Here is a 20,425-nt window from a genome sequence, read left to right on the forward strand (position 1 = left end):
ATAATGGCGGGGTGAGTTGGACAGTAGATATCCCTAAAGAAGCCCTGCCAGATCTCCCGCCGTTGCCTGATGGTATCGAGGAGGCCTTCCAGGACGTCATCTCCCGCGACGCGAAGCAACAGCCCAGCTGGGACCAGGCCCAGGCGGACAACGTCCGCAAGATCCTTGAGTCTGTGCCGCCCATCGTCGTGGCCCCTGAGATCGAAAACCTGAAGAAGCAATTGGCCGATGTCGCCTTGGGCAAGGCCTTCCTGCTCCAGGGCGGCGACTGCGCCGAGACTTTCGAGTCCAACACCGAGCCGCACATCCGCGGCAACATCAAGACCCTGCTGCAGATGGCCGTCGTGCTCACCTACGGCGCCTCGACCCCGGTGGTCAAGCTCGGCCGTATTGCTGGCCAGTACGCGAAGCCGCGTTCCTCGGACATCGACGGCGAGGGCCTGCTCAGCTACCGCGGCGACATCGTCAACGGCGTGGAGAACAACGAAGAGGCCCGCAAGCACGATCCGGCCCGCATGATTCGTGCCTACGCAAACTCCTCGGCCGCGATGAACCTCATCCGCGCGCTCACGTCCTCCGGCACGGCGGATCTCTACCGCCTGCACGAGTGGAACCGCGAGTTCGTCGCCAATTCCTCCGCCGGTGCGCGCTACCAGCAGCTGGCCAACGAGATTGAAAACGGCCTTAACTTCATGACGGCCTGCGGCGTGGACGACACGGTCCTGCGTGCAGCGGACATCTACTGCTCGCACGAGGCGCTCCTGCGCGACTACGAGCGCTCCATGCTGCGCCTGGGCAAGGACGCCAATGGCCAGACCAAGCTCTACGATCTCTCGGCTCACCAGGTTTGGATTGGCGAGCGCACCCGCGGTATCGACGACTTCCACGTTAACTTCGCCGCGCTTATTGGCAACCCAGTCGGCATCAAGCTCGGCCCGGGTGTTACCCCGGAGCAGGCCGTCGACTACGCGGAGAAGCTCGATCCGCTGCGCGAGCCCGGCCGCCTTACGATGATCGTGCGCATGGGCTACGACAAGATTCGTACCGTCCTGCCGCCCGTTGTCAAGGCCGTCGAAGAATCCGGCCACAAGGTCGTCTGGCAGTCCGACCCGATGCACGGCAACACCTTCACCGCCTCCAACGGCTACAAGACGCGCCACTTCGACAAGATCATCGACGAGGTCCAGGGCTTCTTCGAGGTCCACCGCCAGCTGGGCACCCACCCGGGCGGCATCCACCTCGAGTTCACCGGCGAGGACGTCACCGAGTGCCTCGGCGGAGCTGAGGACATCACCGAGGTCGATCTGCCGGGCCGCTACCAGTCCTTCGTGGACCCGCGCCTGAACACGCAGCAGTCCCTCGAGCTCGCCTTCCTCGTCGCGGAGATGCTCCGCCACCAGTAACGGCGCTGTGTGAGCCGGATTTCACGACAACGAAGCACCCAAAACCTGCCAGTTTTGGGTGCTTCGTTGTTCTGAAATCCGGTCCGGTTGCCGACCCCACCAGGCTGGGATAGCGTTGGCTTCATCATTCGGAGGGATCTCATGGGGGAGATATGTTGGAGCCACTATCGGGGTATGACACGAAAGAACTCGTGGGCATGGTCAACTGGGGAGAGGCCATTCGCGTCATGCGCGGGCTTTATCTTCGCGACGAGCCGAGGCCTTATGACCTTGCGGAACTCCTGTGCTTCCGTGACGAGAGGCTGGCGCTCGACGGCTACAGCACGGCACAGCTGTACCTGGGAAGCCCATTGACTTTTCCGCTGCGAGTCATGCGCGCATCCGCGGTAGGGGCGAGTCCCTACTACGAGGCGCGCCGCGCACGACCCAACGCGGCCTTTTCTCTGGGATACGTCCGTGCCTGCAACCCGCTCCAGGCGCTCGAAATTATGCCCGTGGAGCATGGCGTTGACTTTGTGGAGCGATTTTTCCGCGGACGTTCTGCGCGCGAGAACCTCGCGATGTGGGAGCGCTGCCTTGGCCGCATGCCAGCGCGCACACGGGATATCCTTGCCCACGCGTTCATCGGCACGGATAGCGTTCCAGAAAAGCGGCTCACGCAGGGACTACGCGATGCTGGACTGAAGGTCCTCAACAACGTGGATATCGGCCCCTATCGGTGGGATCTCGTGCTCGAGGCCGAGAGGATCGCCATCGAAGTCGACGGCTATCAGTATCACAAGGGCGTGGGCGTGCAGCGCTTCGAGATCGACCGACAGAAGCTCAACGACGCGGTCCACCGCGGTTGGCGCGCGCTGCACTTCACCGCGGCCACTATCGAACACCACTTAAACGTTGCGGTCAATCAAGTGAAGGCCATCGTCGAAGATAAACGCAACTATGTCCCCGGCCCGTGGAAGTGGCACCGCTATTTTCAGAATGATTAGCTGGATTTCAGAACAACGAAGCACCCAAAACCGCGCAGTTTTGGGTGCTTCGTTGTTCTGAAATCCGCTAAGCCAGAGGAGACGTTACATCGGCCACCAGAACACGGGGATGGTGCCGTAGTCGCCGGAGCCAAACCACCATCCGCCGACGCCCACGGCCAGCGCTGCGAGCGCGACCGCAGCGAGCCACAACCCGAACACGACTCCAGAGCGGTTCGAGTAGACCTGCGGCGCGGGTTCTTCCACGGCGGTGGCGACTTCTTCGGGCTCGTGGCGGGCAGTCGCCTCATAGGAGGGCGCGGGTGCGGGCGTGTTAAACGTGGGCTGGGGTAGCGGTGCTTCAACTGGAGCAGCGACCGAGTGCTGCGTGGGCATGTCGAGCTTGGTCTCGAAGCTCAAGCGCGGGTGCTCGTCCTCGGGCAGGGGCTCTGGGGCCATGACCGTCGTGGGATCCTCGGCTGGATTTCCTAGTACTTCGGTCGTGTCAGCAGGCAGGGTGCGGGTTGGCTCGAAGACATCGTCGCTGCGCACGCCCGTGAAGTCCGTGGGCTGCGCCGCCGTGCGCGCCGCCGCCGAGTTCTGGGGGACCGGAACTGTAAAGGCCGGCAACTCCAAGGACGCGGCGACATCGTCGAGTGCGGCGAGGAACTCTGCAGCGTCGGTGAACCGCTCCTCGGGCGCGCGGGCGGTGGCGCTGGCGACGAGGGCATCGAAGAGCGGGGGAATGCCGTCGATACGCGACGACGGCGCCGGGACGTCCGCGTTGAGACGCGAGGTCGCATGCGCGATAGGAGTGTCGCCGGAGAAAGGAACGTCGCCGGTAAGCAGCTCATATGCGACGATGCCGGTGGAGTAGACGTCCGTGGCTGGCGTGATATCTTCGCCCGTCACCTGCTCCGGCGCGAGGTAGGAGACGGTGCCCACGATGTGGTCGTTCGTCGCTTGCGCGTTGGAGGAACGTACTAAGCCGAAGTCGCCGAGTTTTACGCGGTGATCGGCATTAATGAGCACGTTATCAGGCTTGATGTCACGGTGGACGAGCCCGCGCGCATGGACGGCGGACAGCCCCGTGAGGACGGCGCGCAGCACGGCCGTGGCAGCGTGCGGGGGCATGGGGCCACGCTCGGCGAGGAGCTCGCGCAAGGTACCGCCGGTGATGAGCTCCATGATGAGGAAGACAGGATCGCCGTCCGCGGAGAAGTCGTGAATCGCCACGAGGTTGGGGTGAGACAGCTGCGCCATCGCGCGGGCCTCACGGCGGAAACGCTGCTGGAAAATCGGGTCACCAGCAAGGTGCTCGTGCATGACTTTGGCGGCCACCGCACGACCGAGGCGGAGGTCGACGCAGCGGTACACGGTGGACATGCCGCCGCGCGCGATGGGACGGTCAATGCGATAGCGTCCGTCCAGAATGTCGCCTACGGCCAAAGTACTCATGCGTTCCAGTATGGCCGATGTCCCTGCGAACAGTCGAACGCGTTAAGGTAGAGCGCGTGACTAATGACGCAAATTCTCAGCTCGCCGCCCTGCTGGCGGACGAAAAACTGCTCACCATGCCCGAGGTCGCGGACAAGCTTGGCATCGCCGTCACGCGCGTCCATGACCTGCTGCACGCGCACAAGCTTCTGGCGTACCGCGACGCCGAAGGCAAGCGCTGGGTTCCGGAGGCTTTCTTCAATGAGAAGGACGCAGTATCCAAGTACGTTTCGGGCTGCATTACGGTGCTCGCGGACGGTGGCTACACGGATGACGAGATTCTCGTCCACCTCTTCACCGAGGACGAGTCCCTGCCGGGCCGTCCCATCGATGGCCTCCACGGCCACCTTGCGCGCGAAGTCATTCGCCGCGCGCAGGCCTCGGCGTTCTAGCTTGCCGATGCCGCCGGTTCCGGTGCCGCTGTCAGCGCTGCGCCGCGGGGCGTGTCCTGGAAGATCCACTCTGCGCACCACCAGGCCGCGATGGCGGCAGCGATGACCCACCACCAGTTGTAGAGCTGGTGGTTGCCGTCGCCGGAGAAGGACACGGCGACGAAGAAGCTGGCGGCCGTGGCGAGTTTCATCATCCAGCGCGGGGGACGCGCGACGCCGGCTACGGAGATGACGGACGCGTAATACCACGGCAGCGTCACCGAGTTGAAGACGAAGGCCACGCAGTAGGCGGCGGCCATGCCGAGCACGGCCGCGCGGCGGTCCTTGTAGGACAGACACCACACCACGACGAGCCCGAGAAGCATGAGCGCCATGGAGATGGTGCGCGCGACGCCGAGGACCCCGTTGTAGGTGACATCGGGGCTGAAGACCTGCATGATGGGCACGAGGATGTCTGTTGCCAGGGTGGGGGCGGCGAGCGGGTTGATGACCTTTGAGTTGCCGGTGATTTCGGACAGCCAGCCCCATGAGGAACCGGAGGCCCACGTGATGGCGGCGACGACGGCGATGGACTCGACGACGATGAGTACGCCGCCACCGAGGATTGCCGCGATGGGCTTTAACCAGTTGTCACGGGGTCGCGGGGCGAACGCGTGGATGAAGATCCACAGGATGAACGGCATGGCGAAGAACGCCGTGACCTTGAGAGCCGTGGCGCCGGCGACGAGCGCGATGGCCGCGAGGAAGCGCTTGCGCAGCGCGAGGACGAGGCCGACGCTCACGAGGCCCACCATGACGGACTCGTTGTGCATGCCGCCGATGAGGTGGATGAGCATGACGGGATTGGCCACACCCAGCCACAGGGCGAGTGCTGGATTGCCGCCGAGTGCGCGGGCGATGTGAGGGACGGCCCAGGCAATGAGCGCGAAGCCGAGGACGGAGACGACCTTGTAGGCGATGACGCCAGCCGCCACGTTGTCGCCGACGACGGAGGTAATGATGTCGCCGGTCCACAGGTGCAGCGGGCCGTAGGGCGTGGTGGTGTTGCGCCAGTCGTGGGAGACCTCCAGCAAATACGGGCCGGGGTTGGCGGCGGCGCCCTGCTCGTACGGGTTGAAGCCGTCGCGGACCATGGCGCCCTGCATGAGATACGAGTACACGTCGCGTGAGGCGAGGGGCCCGGCGAAGAGAAGCGGGATGACCCAGCACCACAGCAGGCGCTGGACGCGGGGAACGACAGGCTCGGCAAGCTGGCGGTCCTGGGCGCGCAAGGTCGGTGCGACGAGGTGCCGCCCGGCAAGGACCCAGGCGTAGACGAGCGCGAAGATGCCTACCCAGAACAGAAGCATCGAAAGGTTGCGCCCGTGGCCGAACGCGATAAACGACAGGCCGAGGGCCTCGAGCGCGCCGCCGCGACTGCGCACGGCACCGCCGCCGAAGGACGCGGCCCACAGGATGACGGTGGCGGCGATGCCAACCCACAAAGGATTACGCCACCACGGCTGAGATGCGCCGTCGGACGCAGGCATGGGTTCTGCGGCGGACGCGTGTGCGACGCTCATGCGAGGAGACCGCCCTTAGCTCTTACGAGCCGTGGACTTGTGCGCGAGGCGCTCGAGTATCTCGGTGACCTCGGGCGCGACATTCGCCGACTGCAGGTGCTGAAGGCCGGAAGCCGTGAGCCGCGTGATGCGTTCTTCCAGCTGCTCGCGTGCGCCGGAGTCTGCGATGATCTGGGCCATGCGGGCGATATCGTCAGGATCGTCGGTCTGGCCGACGAGGCGGCGGAGGGTGGCTGCGGCGGTGGGATCGGCGGCATCGGCATGCTGGAGCGCGAGCGCGAGGAGGACGGTGCGCTTGCCTTCGCGCAGGTCGTCGCCGGCGGGTTTGCCGGTGACCTTCGGATCACCAAAGACGCCGAGCTCGTCGTCGCGGAGCTGGTACGCGATGCCGATGTCGCGGCCGTAACCGCGGAAAGCGGCGATGAGCTTGTTTGTGGCGCCGGCGATGGCCGCGCCGAGGTGGAGCGGGCGCTCGATGGTATACGCCGCCGTCTTGAAGCGGTTGACGTTTTCGGCAAGCTCGATGGACTCGCTGTTCGTGGCCTCCAAGTTGATGTCGAGGAGCTGGCCACCGATGACCTCGGTGCGCATGCCGCGCCACGGGGCGCGGGCGCGCTGAAGGGCCGCGGCGGAAAGGCCAGAGTCCGTCAACATGTCTTCGGCCCATACGAGCGCCATGTCGCCGGCGAGGATGGCTGCGGACTCGCCGTAGCGCGCGGAGTCGCCGCGCCAGTTGTGGTCGCGGTGCAGCTTCTCCAGCGAGCGGTGGACGGTGGGATTGCCGCGCCGGGTATCGGAGGCGTCCACGATGTCGTCGTGGATGAGCGCGCACGCCTGAATGAACTCGAGGGAGCTCGCCGCGCGCAGCATGGCGGCAGGATCCTCCTCGGCCTTGTCGAGGCCGCCCGCGCCGACAAAGCCAGCCCAGGCGTAGAGCGGGCGAATGCGCTTGCCGCCGTCGAGCACGAAAGACTCGAGGAAGGAGACGGCGTCGACGACCGGCTGGCCGATGGCCGCGATGTCGCTACGGCGACTGGTTAAGAAGGCATCGAGCGCGCCGCGGACGTCATCCGGGACCGATTCGAAAGACGGCGTGGCCGTGCCGCGGCCTGCGCCGTGCGGGGAAGCTGGAGTGGCATGTGCTGCGTTATTCACAGTGAACACCCTACCGTGTGGCCAAGGCCGAATTGGCGATAGTGGCCTAGCGGGCGGGCGCGTCCGGTTCGGGGCCGTCTGTGTTGGTCCCGGGATAGGTCTCGGGCGCTCCCTCGAGCGGGAGCCGGGCAGCGAGGATGGCAAAGGGACGGTCGTCGCCGGGGTAGTGGAAGTTGCGCATGACGTCGTAGAAACCGGCGGCACGGTAGAGCCCGAACGCGCGGTTGGCCTCATCCGGAACCTCGGGCGTGGACAGCAGCGCGTAGCGTGCGGAGACGTCGCGGACGAGTTCATTGAGCATCGTGCGGCCTAATCCTTGACCTTGAGCAGCGGGAAGCACATGGATCTCGGCGACCTCGAAGTAGTGGCGCACGAGGTCCCAATCGTCGTCCGTGAGATCACGCTGGCTTTGCAGCCCCATGCGCAACTGGCGGTCCCACCACGTGCTCGAGTTGCCGAGGAAGCCGTAGGCGAGGCCTACGATAGCGTCCTCGTCTTCTGCGATGACGGCGGTAAAGCCGGGCTGGATGCAGTCGCGCCGCCACGCATCGATGCGATAGGGCATGACGGAGTCGGGGTAGCCCATGGCCTCGACATGGATATTGACGAGTACGGGCACGTATAACGCGAATTCCGTGGCACGCAGACGGCGGATGGTAAAGGTCACGTCTCTATGGAATCAAACTTCCCGCGACGGAGTGAACAAGGGGTGCGGCGGTTCGTCCGCACGGTCGCTGCCGCGGCGGTGTCGCGAGTCCCCAGAATTTCGAACATCGGCGAGCCTAATTCGAAAGTGGCCAGTGGAAACCCTTGATCCATTCGAACATGTGCACTAAAATGTGGAGTAGATGTTCGGACGGTTCGTAGAGTGTGCGTCATACAAGCCCGGATGGTTCGAATGTGGAGAACCGAATAATCAGAAATATCCACGGCGCGTAAGAAAGAGAGGAAGTCGTATCATGGCACAGATCATCTCCGCCGCTACGAGGTTTGCGGATGCTGGAAAGGCTGGTAAGCGTGTGCGCTTCCTGGCCCAGGGCTATGACTTGCTTGACCGTGCCCGTGTCGAGGCTTCCGCCGGAAAGTACGAGGAGGCGCTCGAATTCGTCTATCAGGCGGCACTGCGTACCGCTGGCGCGTGGGTTGCAAGTTCGCGCGTGGCCAAGCGCAAGCGTCTGCCGTCGAGCGCGTGGGAGCGTCTGGCGCTCGTGGGCGAGGATGCTCAGGAGTGGGCGGACAAGCTGAAGGCCTACTCGCGCACACGCTCGCGCGTCATCTCGGGTCTCGATGACTCGGTGGAGCCGGAGGTCGTGCTGGAGCTTATGGCTCTGGTGGGCGAGTTCCTCGCCGTGGTGGATGGAAACGACGCGCTGCCGTTCGCAGCCTAAGGTTGTGTTGCCTGCTGCACGCTCTGTTGAGTTGCGTGGCGGGCGGTCGGGTGCACGTATTATTGCGGTGCCTGACGCTCCATCCTGTGGCGTGGGTGTGAGCTGCTAAACGGAAATGGGGTTTCGGGAACTAACCCGATACTCTGGACGTTGGACTAGGTAGAAACCCACTTTTGGCCCCTAATTTGATCCGCAGGAGGAAGCTGTGTCTCTGTCTGAACAGGAAATGCGCACACTTCGTGAAATCGAGCAGTCGTTGATGGCTGATGATCCAAAGTTTAGTGCTGCAGTCACGGAGGCCTCCGCTACCGAAGGGGCGACGGGCCACGTCACGTTGCGTGGCGTCGCGCTCGTCGTAGTGGGCCTTGTTCTTCTTGTTGGCGGTGTGGCGCTGGCGCAGATGTCGTTGTGGTTCGTCGCGCTGTCTATCGTTGGCTTCCTCGTCATGTTCGGTGCGGGTGTGTGGATGCTCCGCGGCGACGCGAACGTGAGCTCGGTGGCAAAGACCTCGGCGCGCGGCGCATGGCAGAAGGCGCCAAAGCGGAATCCTCAGTCTGGCGGCATGGAAGATAAGTTCCGCAGCCGCTTCGAGCGCTAGTTCCCGCTTCTGGACTTTTCGCCCGGCCCCATCACTTCTGGTGAGGGGCCGGGATTTTTTATGCCGTTTTGTGGTCGGGGCAGGGGGCGGAGGCCACGACGCCCCACTTTCACCCACTGCGCCCCCTGGTGACCACCATTCTCCACTTTGCCCCACCCAGGCCCGTGCACGGCGGAAACTCTATGTGGCGGTGCGCTGTAGAGACGTCGGCGCTGTAGTGAGAGAACAGGAAAGGCGCAGGTGGAGTGGGGGACGGGTGGTATCGGGAAGCTAGTGGGCAAGGTGGTGTGCATGGGGCGTGGGGGAGAGAAGTGGGGGCGATGTGGGTGGGGCACGGGAATTTGCCCCACCGAAAAATTTGCCGTCTGCCTGGGGTTTTTATAATTACAACGATGAAACACGGGGCTTGCGGTGTTGATGGTGGGGGAAAGTGGGGTAGAGTGGGGCGCAGCGGTGGAACGGAGGGTCGCGCACACGGCCTGAAGGACCATCACGAGAGGAACCGGAGTTCTCGAGAATTAGGAAGGTGGGCCCGGGATGTTTCTGGGAACCTACACTCCGAAGCTCGATGACAAAGGGCGGCTCACGCTCCCGGCGAAGTTCCGCGAGGACTTGGCTGGCGGGCTCATGGTGACGAAGGGGCAGGATCACTCTTTGGCGGTCTATCCGCGGGAAGAGTTCGCACAGCGGGCTCGGAAGGCGGCAGCTGTTTCGCGCACCAACCCGGAGGCACGTGCCTTCATTCGTAATCTCGCTGCGAGTGCGGATGAACAGCGTCCCGATGGAAACGGTCGCATCACCCTTTCGGCGGCACATCGCGACTATGCAGGCCTGACCAAGGAATGCGTCGTGATTGGCTCCGTGGATTTCCTTGAGATCTGGGACGCAGCCAAGTGGGCTGAGTATCAGGCCGCAACTGAAGATGCCTACTCGGCAGGCGACGCGGACGATGTCCTTGCTGGCTTGTTGTAAGGCGGATTGCAGAACTTCACAGTGCGTGTAAGGACTCTGCCCGAGGTGGATGCTCTGGTGTACTTCCCCGATATCAGAAACCTGCCTCGGACAGGGCTCTATACGCACTTTCTTTATAACGTCTACAGCTTAAAAATTTCACACAATCTTTTAAGCGGGCTGACGGTCCACACGTCACACGAGACGACGCGGTAGGAAAGGGGGCACGGCCCGAAATGACCGAGAACTACGACATCCTGGCTAATCACGGCCATGTCCCAGTCATGCGCGAACGCATGGCGCAGCTCATCGCGCCGGCTGTCGAAGCCGCGGGGGAGACCGCCGTACTTGTCGACGGCACCCTGGGTGCTGGCGGACACACGGAGTATTTCCTGAAGACGTTCCCGCAGCTGCGCGTTGTGGGCGTCGACCGCGACTCGGCTTCTTTGGCGGCGGCACGGGAGCGGCTGGCCGGTTTCGGCGAGCGTTTCGTGGGCGTGAATGCCCGCTTCGATGACTTGGGCGCGGCCATTGCGGCAGGCGAGGGGCCTGTCTTTGAGACGGCGCGTGAGCACGGTTTGGCGGCCGGCTTTTTTGATCTGGGCGTCTCGTCTATGCAGCTCGACCAGGTGGAGCGCGGCTTTGCGTACCGTACGGACGCACCGCTGGACATGCGCATGGATCCGTCCCAGCCCGTGACGGCCGCGGACGTGCTCAACACGTACTCGCATGGCGAGTTGGCGCGTATTCTCAAGACCTACGGCGACGAGCGCTTCGCTGGCAAGATTGCCTCGGCGGTCCTGCGCGAGCGCGAGAAGGAACCATTCACCACGTCCGCGCGCCTGGTGGAGCTGCTCTACGCCACCATCCCGGCGGCGACGCGTCGCACCGGTGGGCACCCGGCGAAGCGCACGTTCCAGGCGCTGCGCGTGGAGGTCAACCGAGAGCTGGAGGCCATCGAGCAGGTTATTCCCGTCGTGACGGATGCCCTGCGCGTGGGCGGGCGTGCGGTCTTCATGAGCTACCAGTCCCTCGAGGACCGGATTGTGAAGGCAGCGTTCAAGGAGCTGTCCACGTCCACCACGCCGCCGGGGCTGCCCATGGATCTGCCGGGCACCGCGGCCCACTTCACCGTCATCACGCGTGGGTCGGAGAAGGCGAGCGAAGCGGAGATTGCTGAGAACTCCCGCGCAGCTTCCGTCCGCGTGCGGGCGCTGGAACGCCTCGACGGCGAACTTTCCTTCCACGGGCCGGAACCCGTCCGCGAGGGAGGGCGGCGATGAGCCGGACAGACCGACTGCACACCACCGAGACCAACCACATGACCACGAGCACGAGAAAGGCACCGCAGACCATGGGCGCGAGCAGGGACTACACTGCAGCCAACGACCAGCGCTGGGGTCAGACCGCGACCCTGGTTGAAGATCGTGGCGTCTCCACGCGCAGCGAATCCCCGCGGCGCCGTGGTGGCCGCGCGCGTTCTTTGCGCTTCGAGCGCGGAATGACCACTGCGCCGCAACGCACCGAGCGTTTGTCCGCGGAAGATGGCGGTGCGAAGACTGCACTGCTTCCTTCGCGAACGTCGCCGGCGCCGCGCGTGCGCAAGGGCCGTCCGCAGCGCGTGGGCTCCCAGCAGGTGCTCACGCACCGCGGCCGCCGCATTGGCACCGTCCAGCGCGTCAGCCCCTTTGCGAAGACCTCGTTCTACGCGCTCGCGCTGCTGCTCGGCGGCGTGTTTATCGCCATGGGGCTCTCCGGCCTGTCCACAGCGCAGACCTTCAAGATTCAGCAGCTTTCCGTCCAAGAGAACACGCTGGACAATCAACTTGAGACCCTCAATCGTGACCTCGAGGACGTGCGTTCCTCGGCGGACGTGGCGCGCCGCGCCGCGGAAGATTCCATGGGTGTTCCGGCCCAGGCGGGAATCGTTGAGGTCCAAGAAAACGGCGACATTGCCGAGCGCCGCCCGGCAGAACCGGAAACGGACTCTATTATCGATGTCAACGGTGCGCCGGTTCGACCGGGCCAGGCATCGAGCGACCCGAACGAGACCGAGGATGTCAACGGCAACCTCAACGCGGTCCCGCAAGGAACGCAGTCCGTGCAGGCTCCGCAAGGCCAGCAGGCTTACCAGGCGCCCTACGCGGCGCGTCGGACCAACTAATCCGGTTGGCTTAAGGCACGCTAATGCGCGGGTGCATGCCCGCGCGTTTTCTGTATTTACCAAGCAGAACAACGCGGCGCAGACGTTAATGGCAGTTCAGTGATAGACAGGTGGCGAAAGAAACTGGTGACTCCGTCGAATTCGTCGAATTCCCGCGGCGGCGCGGGCCGCGGGTCCCGCCGTACACGCGGTGGACGCCCGTCTGCGCAGCACACCTCGCGCGGTGGTGCGGCACAGCATAGGCCACAACAGGTGCCACAGGGACGTCGCGAGTTTCAACAGGCCCAGTCCCGCCGCGATGCGGCGCGGAGGAAAGCGAATGTCCGCAAGGACCAAGCCACCCTTATGCGCCACCGCGTGCGCCAGGTCATGGCCGTGCTCATTCTCGCCGCGGTGGTTATTGGTGGACGCTTGGGCTGGGTGCAGCTCAAGTGGGGCCCAGCGCTTGCGGATCAGGCAGTCGCGCAGCGCCAGCGCGTGTACATCGATCCTGCCCGGCGTGGCACCATCACGGATCACGAGGGCCAGATGCTCGCGTACACCATGCAAGCCCGGTCGTTGACCGTCTCGCCCACGCGCTTGCGTGAGGAGCTTGCTCAGCAAGAAGAAAACACCATGTACCAGGACGGCTCTGCTGACGGCCTGGACGAGAAGGCGCTGAAGGACAAGGTCGATGACCGCGTCGCTGCGCGCCTGCAGGACATGGCCTCCGGCATTCCGCAGAAGATTAAGGACGCCGGCCGCGAGATTGAGGGCGTCGACGCCAAGGACATTCTGAAAAAGCTCAAGGCGGATACGCAGTATGAGGTCCTCGTGCGCAACGTGGACCCGGACGTTGCCGTTGAGATTGCCAACACGTACCACGGCGTCGCCGCGGACCACCAAGCCATCCGTCAGTACCCGAACGGCTCCATCGCAGAAAACGTGGTGGGCAAGGTGTCCATGGACGGCACCGGCCAGTTTGGTCTGGAGGCTTCGAGCGACGGCAAGCTGGCCGGCCGTGATGGCCGCTCGACGGAGGACGTCTCCGCGGACGGCCAGGCCATCCCGGGCACGTTGCGTGACCAGACGGAGGCGCAGGACGGCATGAGCATCGAGCTCACCCTCGACCTGGACCTTCAGACCTTCGTCCAGCAAAAGCTGGAGAAGGCCGTGGGCAACTCCAAGGCGAAGGGCGGTCAAGCCGTCGTCCTGGATTCGGCGACGGGCGAGGTCCTCGCCATGGCGAATACCGGCACCATCGACCCGAATAAGGACATCGATAAGCAGCTCGAAGAGGGCAAGGACTTTGAAAACAAGTCCATCTCTTACCCCTTCGAGCCGGGGTCGGTAGCCAAGATCATTACCGCCGCGGCCGCCATCCAGGAAAGCCTCACGACCCCGGAGGAAGTCCACCAGGTCCCGGGCAGCATCGACATGGCTGGCGTCACGGTTGCCGACGCGTGGCAGCACGGCGTCGAGCCGTACACCACGACGGGCATCTTCGGTAAGTCCTCCAACGTGGGCACGCTCATGCTCGCGGAGAAGCTCGGCCAGAAAAAATTCGCCGAGTACCTCGAGGCCTTCGGCCTGGGACAGGTCACCGGCGTCGAGCTGCCTAATGAGTCTGCGGGCATCGTCCCAGACCAATCCCAGTGGTCTGGCGGCACCTTCGCCAACCTGCCGATCGGCCAGGGCATGTCGTGGACGGCGCTCCAGCTCGCGAGCGTCTACCAGACCCTCGCGAACGGCGGCGAGCGCATCGAGCCACGCATCGTGGCGAAGATGACCACCGCCGAGGGCGATGAGATCAAGCAAGACGAGCCGAAGCATACGCAGGTCGTGAGCCCGGAGACCGCCAAGACCGTCGTGGACATGTTCCGCGCCGTGTTCCAGTCGGACCCGCAGGGCTACCAAAACGGCACAGCCCAGGGCAATGACATTGAGGGCTACCAGCTCTCCGGCAAGACGGGCACGGCCCAGCAGGTCGACGAGGAGACCGGTGCGTACTCCAATTCGAATTACTGGATTACGTTTGCTGGCATAGCGCCTGCGGATGAGCCGCGCTTCGTCGTGTCCATCATGCTCGACCGCCCGCAGTCGGGCGTCAACGACAACGGCTCGGGCGGACAGTCCGCCGCGCCGGTGTTCAAGGACATCGCCGAGTGGCTCATCGCGCGCGACAATATCCCGCCGTCACCGGAGGCCAAGCCGCTTGTGCTCCGCCAGCAGTAAAGGCAGTACTACAGGCAGCAGGCACGGCAGCGTTTGACGCTGGACGCGACACGCGGCAGGGCCCCGGATGGGGCAGAAAGAGAAGGTACCGTAGGAGTTATGAGCGTTACTGTAGAGCAGCTTTTGGCGCTGCCAGGCCTGGAGAAGGCCACCTTGGAAGGCGACGGCACGACCGTCATTGACTCCGTGAGCCTCGACTCGAGTGCCGTCACCGCTGGCGGTCTCTTCGCCGCGCTGCCGGGCACCCGCACCCATGGAGCCCAGTACGCCGCGCAGGCGCAGGCGTCCGCCATTCTTTCCGATGCCGCCGGTCGCGACATCCTGCAGGCCGCAGGGGAGTCCCGCCCGCTGCTCATCGTCGACGACATCCGTGCTGTCCTCGGCACCATTGCTGCGGAGGTCTACGGACATCCCACGGACGAGCTCACTGTCATCGGTATTACGGGTACCTCGGGAAAGACGACCACGAGCTACCTGCTGGAGACGGGCCTGCTGCATGCGGGCTACTCGGTAGGGCTCATTGGCACGACGGGCACGCGGATTAATCGCGAGTCGGTGCCCACGAAGCTCACCACGCCGGAGGCACCGAAGCTCCAGGAGCTCTTCGCGCTTATGCGCGACAAGGGCGTGACGCACGTCGTCATGGAGGTCTCCTCCCACGCGCTGTCCCTGGGCCGCGTCCAGGGCACGCGCTTTGCGGCAGCTGGCTTTAGCAACCTGAGCCAGGATCACCTCGACTTTCACCCGACGATGGAGGACTACTTCGACGCGAAGGCGCTCCTCTTCGACGGCCCAGGTGCGGCGGAACGCGCCGTCATCTGCGTCGACGACTCGTGGGGTGAGCGCATGGCTGAACGCGCCCGTGCGCACCGTCTGCCCACGGATACGGTGACGACCAAGCAGGCGGGCGAGGAGACCTCGGAAATCACCGCGCGCCAGCTTGGCGTCGAGCCCACGGGCGCACAGCAGGTCCGTTTCGACTTCGCAGCGGGGCTGCGCGAGCGCGCCGACCGTGAGAGCCTCGAGTTCTGCCTGCCCATGCCGGGCGAGTTCAATATCGCCAACGCGGCGCTGGCCACGGGGCTTGCTGCTGCGGTGGGCGTCGAGGTTCCGGCGTTCGTCGAGGGCATGAGCGAGGTTGCCGTGCCAGGGCGCATGGAACGCATCGACCGCGGACAGGACTTCATCGCCGTCGTCGACTACGCCCACAAGCCAGCGGCCATCGCGGCGGTGCTCGACACGCTGCGCACGCAGCTGGGCGAGACCGGCCGCATCGGCGTCGTGGTCGGCGCCGGCGGCGACCGCGACTCAGCCAAGCGCCCCATTATGGGCCGCAACGCCGCTGAGCGCGCGGACCTCGTTGTCGTCACGGACGATAATCCGCGCACCGAAGACCCCGCCATCATCCGCGCGGCGGTGCTCGACGGCGCACGCGAAGGCGCGAATGCTGCCTCGCGCGCGGTCGACGTCCGCGAGGAAGGCTCCCGTGCCGCAGCTATCGACGTTGCCGTTGCGTGGGCCGGACCGGGCGACGCCGTCATCGTCGTAGGCAAGGGCCACGAGGTCGGCCAGATCATCGGGACCGAGACCCACCACTTTGACGACCGCGAGGAGCTCGCACGCGCCCTCGAGGAGAAACAAGCAGGCACGCTCGGAGCTTAAACTATGCAGACGCAGGCACCGCAGAAATTCAGCAGCCACACAGCAGAAGCAGTGAGATCTTGAAAGTCAAGGAAGAGGGACAGAAGTGAGTACGAGGACTGTGACAGCATGATTGAACTAACACTGCAGGAGATCGCGGATATTACGGGCGGACGGCTTGACCGCGTCGAGGATCCGCAGGCCAAGGTCACTGGTTTCGTGGAATTCGACTCGCGCAAGGTTGCCCCAGGCGGGCTCTTCCTTGCCTTCCCCGGCGCCCGCGTGGACGGCCATGACTTTGCCGAGAAAGCCCTTGCCCAAGGCGCCGTCGCGGTGCTCGGCGCACGTCCCGTGGGCGTGCCCGCCATCGTCGTCGAGCCGCATGGCCGCAAGCAGGGCGACGGCGCGAACGCCGATATCTACGCCCATGACGAGGACGGCTCCGCGGCCGCCGTCGTCGAGGCGCTCTCGGCGCTCGCCCGCGCGGTGACGCGTCGCCTCCAGTCGGAAACTGGGCTCACCATCGTGGGTATTACCGGCTCTGCTGGCAAGACCTCCACGAAGGACCTCATCGCCACCGTGCTGCGCGCCGATGGCCCCACCATCGCGCCGCCCGGTTCCTTCAACAATGAGATCGGCCACCCATACACCGCGCTGCGCTGCGATCCACAGACGCAGTACCTCGTTGCGGAGATGTCCGCGCGCGGCATCGGACACATCGCGCATCTGGCCACCATCGCGACGCCGAAGATCGGCGTCGTCCTCAACGTGGGCACCGCGCACCTGGGCGAGTTCGGCTCGCGTGAGAATATCGCGAAGGCCAAGGGCGAACTCGTCGAGTCCCTGCCTGCGGCAGCCGACGGGGGCGTTGCCGTCCTCAACGCGGACGATGACTTCGTGGCGGGCATGGCCCCGCGCACGCAGGCCCGCGTCGTGACCTACTCGGCCGCGACCCCGCCCGCCCCAGGCGCGGACTACGTGGCGACGGATATCGTGCTCGACGACATCGCGCGTCCGACCTTTACACTCCATGCACCGGGTATCGAACCGCGCCGCATTACCCTCCAGGTCTTCGGCCGCCACCAGGTCTCTAACGCGCTCGCGGCCGTCGCCGCGGCCCAAGCCGCCGGCATGGAGATCGAGGACATCGCCTGCGCGCTCGAAGGCCACCGCAACGCCTCGGCCCACCGCATGGACGTGCGCACCCGAGCCGACGGCGTCACCATCATCGACGACGCGTACAACGCGAATCCGGATTCCATGTCCGCCGCCATCGCGGCGCTGGGGTACACGACCTCCTCACGCCCGGACGCCCGTTCCATCGCTGTGCTCGGCGAGATGGGCGAGCTGGGGGAAGAAGCCGAGGCCGCACACAGGGGCATCGTCAGCGATCTGGCCAAGTACCACATTGACCACCTCGTGGTCGTGGGGGAGAGCGCCAACTGCCGGGCGATGGCGGACGCCGCGCGTGAGCAGGGTATAAATACTACTGTGGTCGGTGAAATTGATGAGGCGATCACCGTGGTCGACGCCATCCTGCGCCGCGCGCCCCAGGGCGCGGTGGACTGGGCGGCCCGTACCGCAAAGGATGTGGTCTTGGCCAAGGCCTCCAACGCGCAGGCGTTGTGGCGCGTGGCCGACGGACTGCTTGCCTAACCCCTAGATCCGCCTCATCCTCCGGAAAACGCGGCGTTTCCCTCGCCGCGTGGCGCGAGTCCGCTTGCGCCGCTGTGCCCCTCGCACCGATGCTATTCGTTTGAACAACTAGAAGGACCCCAGAAGACGTGACTCAGATAATGATCGCGGGAGTAGTCAGCTTTCTCGTGGCGATTTTCCTAACGCCGCAGCTGATCCGCTACTTCTCGAATGCGGGCAAGGGACAAGAAATTCGCGAGGACGGCCCCAAGTCGCACCTGCGCAAGCGCGGCACGCCGACGATGGGCGGCATCGCCATCATCGCGGGCATCGTCTTGGGCTACCTCGCCGCGGGCGCCTACGGTGTGGCCACCGGCCATGCTGGTTTCACGGCCTCGGGCCTGCTCGTCCTCGGCCTCACGCTCGGCCTGGGCGCCCTCGGTTTTGCCGATGACTTCATCAAGCTCTTCCAACACCGCAATCTGGGCCTCAATAAGACAGCCAAGCTCGTGGGCCAGGCTGCCCTCGCTCTCGCTTTCGGTCTGTTGGTCCTGCAGTTCCCGGATTCCCACGGCCTCACCCCGGGCTCGACGCACCTGTCGTTCATCCGCGACATCGATACGATCGACGTCGCCTTCGGCCCTGTCATCGTGGGCACCATCATCTTCCTGCTGTTCATGTACATCCTTATTGCCGCGTGGTCGAACGCGGTGAACCTTACGGATGGTCTCGACGGCCTCGCCGCTGGTTCCACCGCGCTGGTCATGGGTGCCTACACCGTCATCACGTTCTGGCAGTTCCGTAACTCCTGCAGCGCCAACTTCACGGCGGGCTGCTATGAGGTCCGTGACCCGCTCGACCTCGCCGTACTCGCCGCCGCGGGCCTGGGCGGCTGCCTGGGCTTCCTGTGGTGGAACGCCGCTCCCGCCAAGATCTTCATGGGGGACACCGGCTCGCTGGCCCTCGGCGGTCTCGTCGCTGGCCTGTCCGTCACCTCAAAGACGGAGCTGCTCATGATCATCATCGGTGCCCTTTTCGTCATTGAGGTCGCCTCCGTGGCCATCCAGATCATCGTCTTCCACTCCACGGGCAAGCGCTTCTTCCGCATGGCGCCTATCCACCACCACTTCGAAAACGGTGGCTGGCCGGAGACTGCCGTGGTCGTGCGCTTCTGGTTGCTCGCCGCCATGGCCGCGATGGCCGGCGTCGGTATCTTCTACGGCGATTGGCTTGTCAAGGCCGGAATGGGCCTCTAACTACTCCTAGACTGAAAAGCACCGCTCGCGCGGTGCTTTTTATGTATCCCCAGAAAGGTTGTCGTTTCTTCATGCTTCCCTCCGAACTCCAAGGCCGCGTCCTCATTGCCGGCGCGGGCGTGTCCGGCCTGGGCTGCGCGCGCTTGCTTCACACTCTGGGCGCCCAGCTCACGGTCGCCGACGACAACGCGGAGCACCTCGCGCAACTGCCTGATGGCGTGGCATCTGTCTCGGTCGCGCAGGCCACGGAGACTGTCGCGGACTTTGACATCGTGGTGACCTCCCCGGGCTGGCGCCCGGACTCGCCACTGCTCGTCGCGGCGGCAGCAGCTGGCCGCGAGGTCATCGGCGACGTAGAGCTGGCCTACCGCCTTGACCATGCGCAGGTCTTTGGCCCGGCCCGCACGTGGCTCGTCGTCACCGGCACCAATGGCAAGACGACGACCACGGGCATGCTCGCTGCCATCATGGCGGCGGACGCCACGCGCACCGGCCACCGCGCCGTCGCCGTGGGCAATATCGGAGTCTCCGTCTTTGACGCGCTCGCGGACGAGGAGCGCGTGGACGTGCTCTGCGCCGAGCTTTCCTCCTTCCAGCTTCATTGGTCGAGCCAACTCACCCCGGACGTGGGCGTTCTCCTTAACCTCGCCGATGATCACCTCGACTGGCACGGTGGCTTCGAGGATTACGCGCTGAGCAAAGCCAAGGTGCTCACCGGCCCCATCGGCGTCGTGGGCCGCGAGGACGCCACCGTCCTCGACTACGCGCAGCGCCTGCGTGCCGAGGGCCGCCTCGCCGAGCGTGTTCTCGCGTTTAGCACAGGCGAGCCCTCGCTCGAGGAGGTTGGCATTCTCGATGGCCGCCTCGTCTCCACGCTCGGTGGGGCACAGGTCGACGTCGCTACCGCAGACGGCATCGAGCCGGCCGGTCATGCAGGGCTTGCCGATGCCGCCGCTGCCGCCGCCGTCGCACTCGCCGCCGGTGCCGCACCCGAGTCCGTCGCCGAGGGCTTGGCCAGCTACCACGTCGCGGGCCACCGCGGCGCCGTCGTGCACTCCGCGGGTGGTATCGACTTCATCGATAACTCGAAGGCGACGAACCCGCATGCGGCCGACGCCGCGCTCGCCGGGCTCGATCACGTCGTGTGGGTCGCTGGCGGCCAGCTCAAAGGCGCTGATATCCACCAGCTCATCCGCGACCACGGCGCGCAGCTCAAGGCGGCGGTGCTCCTCGGCATCGACCGCGCCGAGATCGCTGCGGCCCTGGCCGAGCTTGCCCCGCACGTCACGGTCGACGTCATCGACAAGACCGAGCCTCAGGCCGCGATGCATGCGGCCGTCGCCGCCGCCGTTGCTCGCGCGGAAGTAGGGGACACGGTGCTCCTCGCGCCGGCCGCGGCCTCGCTCGATATGTATGAAGGCATGGGCCAACGCGGCGATATGTTCGCCGCCGCCGCGCGGGAGTTGGCGCTTCCCTGATTTTTGCCGCGCGTAGGGCACAATAGGAACAACAATCACAGCGGGAACTTCAGGCACACCACCGATGTGTCCCTCGCACTCGCCATCAATGCGCCATCGCGGCGGCGCGTGGGGCGCGAGGCCGAC

17 protein-coding genes are annotated in these 20,425 nt (G+C 65.1%); 13 read left to right on the forward strand and 4 right to left on the reverse strand.

The window, feature by feature from the left end; genetic code table 11:
• The first annotated feature begins 11 nt into the window (after positions 1–11).
• Both HMPREF2559_RS09390 and HMPREF2559_RS09395 read left to right on the forward strand, forming a co-directional pair.
• Positions 12–1,403, forward strand: a complete 1,392-nt coding sequence (locus HMPREF2559_RS09390) for a class II 3-deoxy-7-phosphoheptulonate synthase (protein WP_066492015.1) — start codon at positions 12–14, stop codon at positions 1,401–1,403.
• A 197-nt stretch (positions 1,404–1,600) separates the two neighbouring features.
• On the forward strand, positions 1,601–2,389 hold the full coding sequence (locus HMPREF2559_RS09395; RefSeq protein ID WP_070540489.1) for an endonuclease domain-containing protein: 789 nt from the start codon (positions 1,601–1,603) through the stop codon (positions 2,387–2,389).
• An 84-nt stretch (positions 2,390–2,473) separates the two neighbouring features.
• On the opposite strand, the gene HMPREF2559_RS09400 is transcribed toward HMPREF2559_RS09395, so the two are convergent.
• Positions 2,474–3,826 (reverse strand): protein kinase domain-containing protein, encoded by a 1,353-nt coding sequence (locus HMPREF2559_RS09400; protein WP_070540494.1) that lies wholly within the window; start codon positions 3,824–3,826, stop codon positions 2,474–2,476.
• Between the two features lie 17 nt (positions 3,827–3,843).
• On the opposite strand from HMPREF2559_RS09400, the gene HMPREF2559_RS09405 reads away from it, so the two are divergent.
• Entirely contained in the window at positions 3,844–4,257 is a 414-nt protein-coding gene (locus HMPREF2559_RS09405) for an Rv2175c family DNA-binding protein (protein ID WP_066492020.1), read from the forward strand.
• On the opposite strand, the gene HMPREF2559_RS09410 is transcribed toward HMPREF2559_RS09405, so the two are convergent.
• From HMPREF2559_RS09410 to HMPREF2559_RS09420, 3 genes are read right to left on the reverse strand one after another with little or no spacing between them, the layout of a single operon-like run.
• Positions 4,254–5,786: an alpha-(1->6)-mannopyranosyltransferase A gene (locus HMPREF2559_RS09410; protein WP_070540513.1), complete on the reverse strand. Its 1,533-nt coding sequence runs from the start codon at positions 5,784–5,786 to the stop codon at positions 4,254–4,256. The genes HMPREF2559_RS09405 and HMPREF2559_RS09410 overlap by 4 nt on opposite strands.
• A gap of 48 nt (positions 5,787–5,834) precedes the next feature.
• A complete protein-coding gene (locus HMPREF2559_RS09415) occupies positions 5,835–6,974 on the reverse strand; it encodes a polyprenyl synthetase family protein (protein WP_066492025.1) in 1,140 nt (379 codons plus the stop codon).
• Positions 6,975–7,020: 46 nt separating this feature from the next.
• Positions 7,021–7,641, reverse strand: coding sequence for a GNAT family N-acetyltransferase (locus HMPREF2559_RS09420; RefSeq protein WP_068801921.1), 621 nt, complete (start codon positions 7,639–7,641; stop codon positions 7,021–7,023).
• A 292-nt stretch (positions 7,642–7,933) separates the two neighbouring features.
• On the opposite strand from HMPREF2559_RS09420, the gene HMPREF2559_RS09425 reads away from it, so the two are divergent.
• From HMPREF2559_RS09425 to murD, 10 genes are all read left to right on the forward strand, one after another.
• Positions 7,934–8,362 carry an SAV_6107 family HEPN domain-containing protein gene (locus HMPREF2559_RS09425; RefSeq protein ID WP_066492028.1) on the forward strand — a complete coding sequence of 143 codons (429 nt, stop codon included), beginning with the start codon at positions 7,934–7,936 and terminating at the stop codon, positions 8,360–8,362.
• A 205-nt stretch (positions 8,363–8,567) separates the two neighbouring features.
• The gene (locus tag HMPREF2559_RS09430) at positions 8,568–8,960 is read left to right on the forward strand and encodes a DUF3040 domain-containing protein (RefSeq protein ID WP_066492030.1); all 393 of its coding nucleotides are present in this window, start codon (positions 8,568–8,570) and stop codon (positions 8,958–8,960) included.
• Positions 8,961–9,497: 537 nt separating this feature from the next.
• Entirely contained in the window at positions 9,498–9,932 is a 435-nt protein-coding gene (mraZ, locus tag HMPREF2559_RS09435; protein WP_066492033.1) for a division/cell wall cluster transcriptional repressor MraZ, read from the forward strand.
• A 215-nt stretch (positions 9,933–10,147) separates the two neighbouring features.
• Positions 10,148–11,194 (forward strand): 16S rRNA (cytosine(1402)-N(4))-methyltransferase RsmH, encoded by a 1,047-nt coding sequence (rsmH, locus tag HMPREF2559_RS09440; RefSeq protein ID WP_066492044.1) that lies wholly within the window; start codon positions 10,148–10,150, stop codon positions 11,192–11,194.
• Positions 11,191–12,075 (forward strand): cell division protein FtsL, encoded by an 885-nt coding sequence (locus tag HMPREF2559_RS13310; RefSeq protein ID WP_230384055.1) that lies wholly within the window; start codon positions 11,191–11,193, stop codon positions 12,073–12,075. The genes rsmH and HMPREF2559_RS13310 overlap by 4 nt, the downstream gene beginning before the upstream one ends.
• Positions 12,076–12,420: 345 nt before the next feature.
• Entirely contained in the window at positions 12,421–14,289 is a 1,869-nt protein-coding gene (locus HMPREF2559_RS09450; RefSeq protein WP_066492046.1) for a peptidoglycan D,D-transpeptidase FtsI family protein, read from the forward strand.
• A gap of 99 nt (positions 14,290–14,388) precedes the next feature.
• The gene (locus HMPREF2559_RS09455) at positions 14,389–15,951 is read left to right on the forward strand and encodes a UDP-N-acetylmuramoyl-L-alanyl-D-glutamate--2,6-diaminopimelate ligase (RefSeq protein ID WP_066492048.1); all 1,563 of its coding nucleotides are present in this window, start codon (positions 14,389–14,391) and stop codon (positions 15,949–15,951) included.
• Between the two features lie 108 nt (positions 15,952–16,059).
• Complete coding sequence (gene murF, locus HMPREF2559_RS09460) at positions 16,060–17,586, forward strand: UDP-N-acetylmuramoyl-tripeptide--D-alanyl-D-alanine ligase (RefSeq protein WP_066492054.1); 1,527 nt, start codon at positions 16,060–16,062, stop codon at positions 17,584–17,586.
• Between the two features lie 128 nt (positions 17,587–17,714).
• Positions 17,715–18,821 (forward strand): phospho-N-acetylmuramoyl-pentapeptide-transferase, encoded by a 1,107-nt coding sequence (mraY, locus tag HMPREF2559_RS09465; protein WP_066492060.1) that lies wholly within the window; start codon positions 17,715–17,717, stop codon positions 18,819–18,821.
• 71 nt (positions 18,822–18,892) lie between these two features.
• Positions 18,893–20,299 carry a UDP-N-acetylmuramoyl-L-alanine--D-glutamate ligase gene (gene murD, locus HMPREF2559_RS09470; RefSeq protein WP_066512304.1) on the forward strand — a complete coding sequence of 469 codons (1,407 nt, stop codon included), beginning with the start codon at positions 18,893–18,895 and terminating at the stop codon, positions 20,297–20,299.
• Positions 20,300–20,425 lie beyond the last annotated feature (126 nt).

Source organism: Corynebacterium sp. HMSC072G08, assembly GCF_001809185.1.
GTDB lineage: Bacteria > Actinomycetota > Actinomycetes > Mycobacteriales > Mycobacteriaceae > Corynebacterium > Corynebacterium phoceense.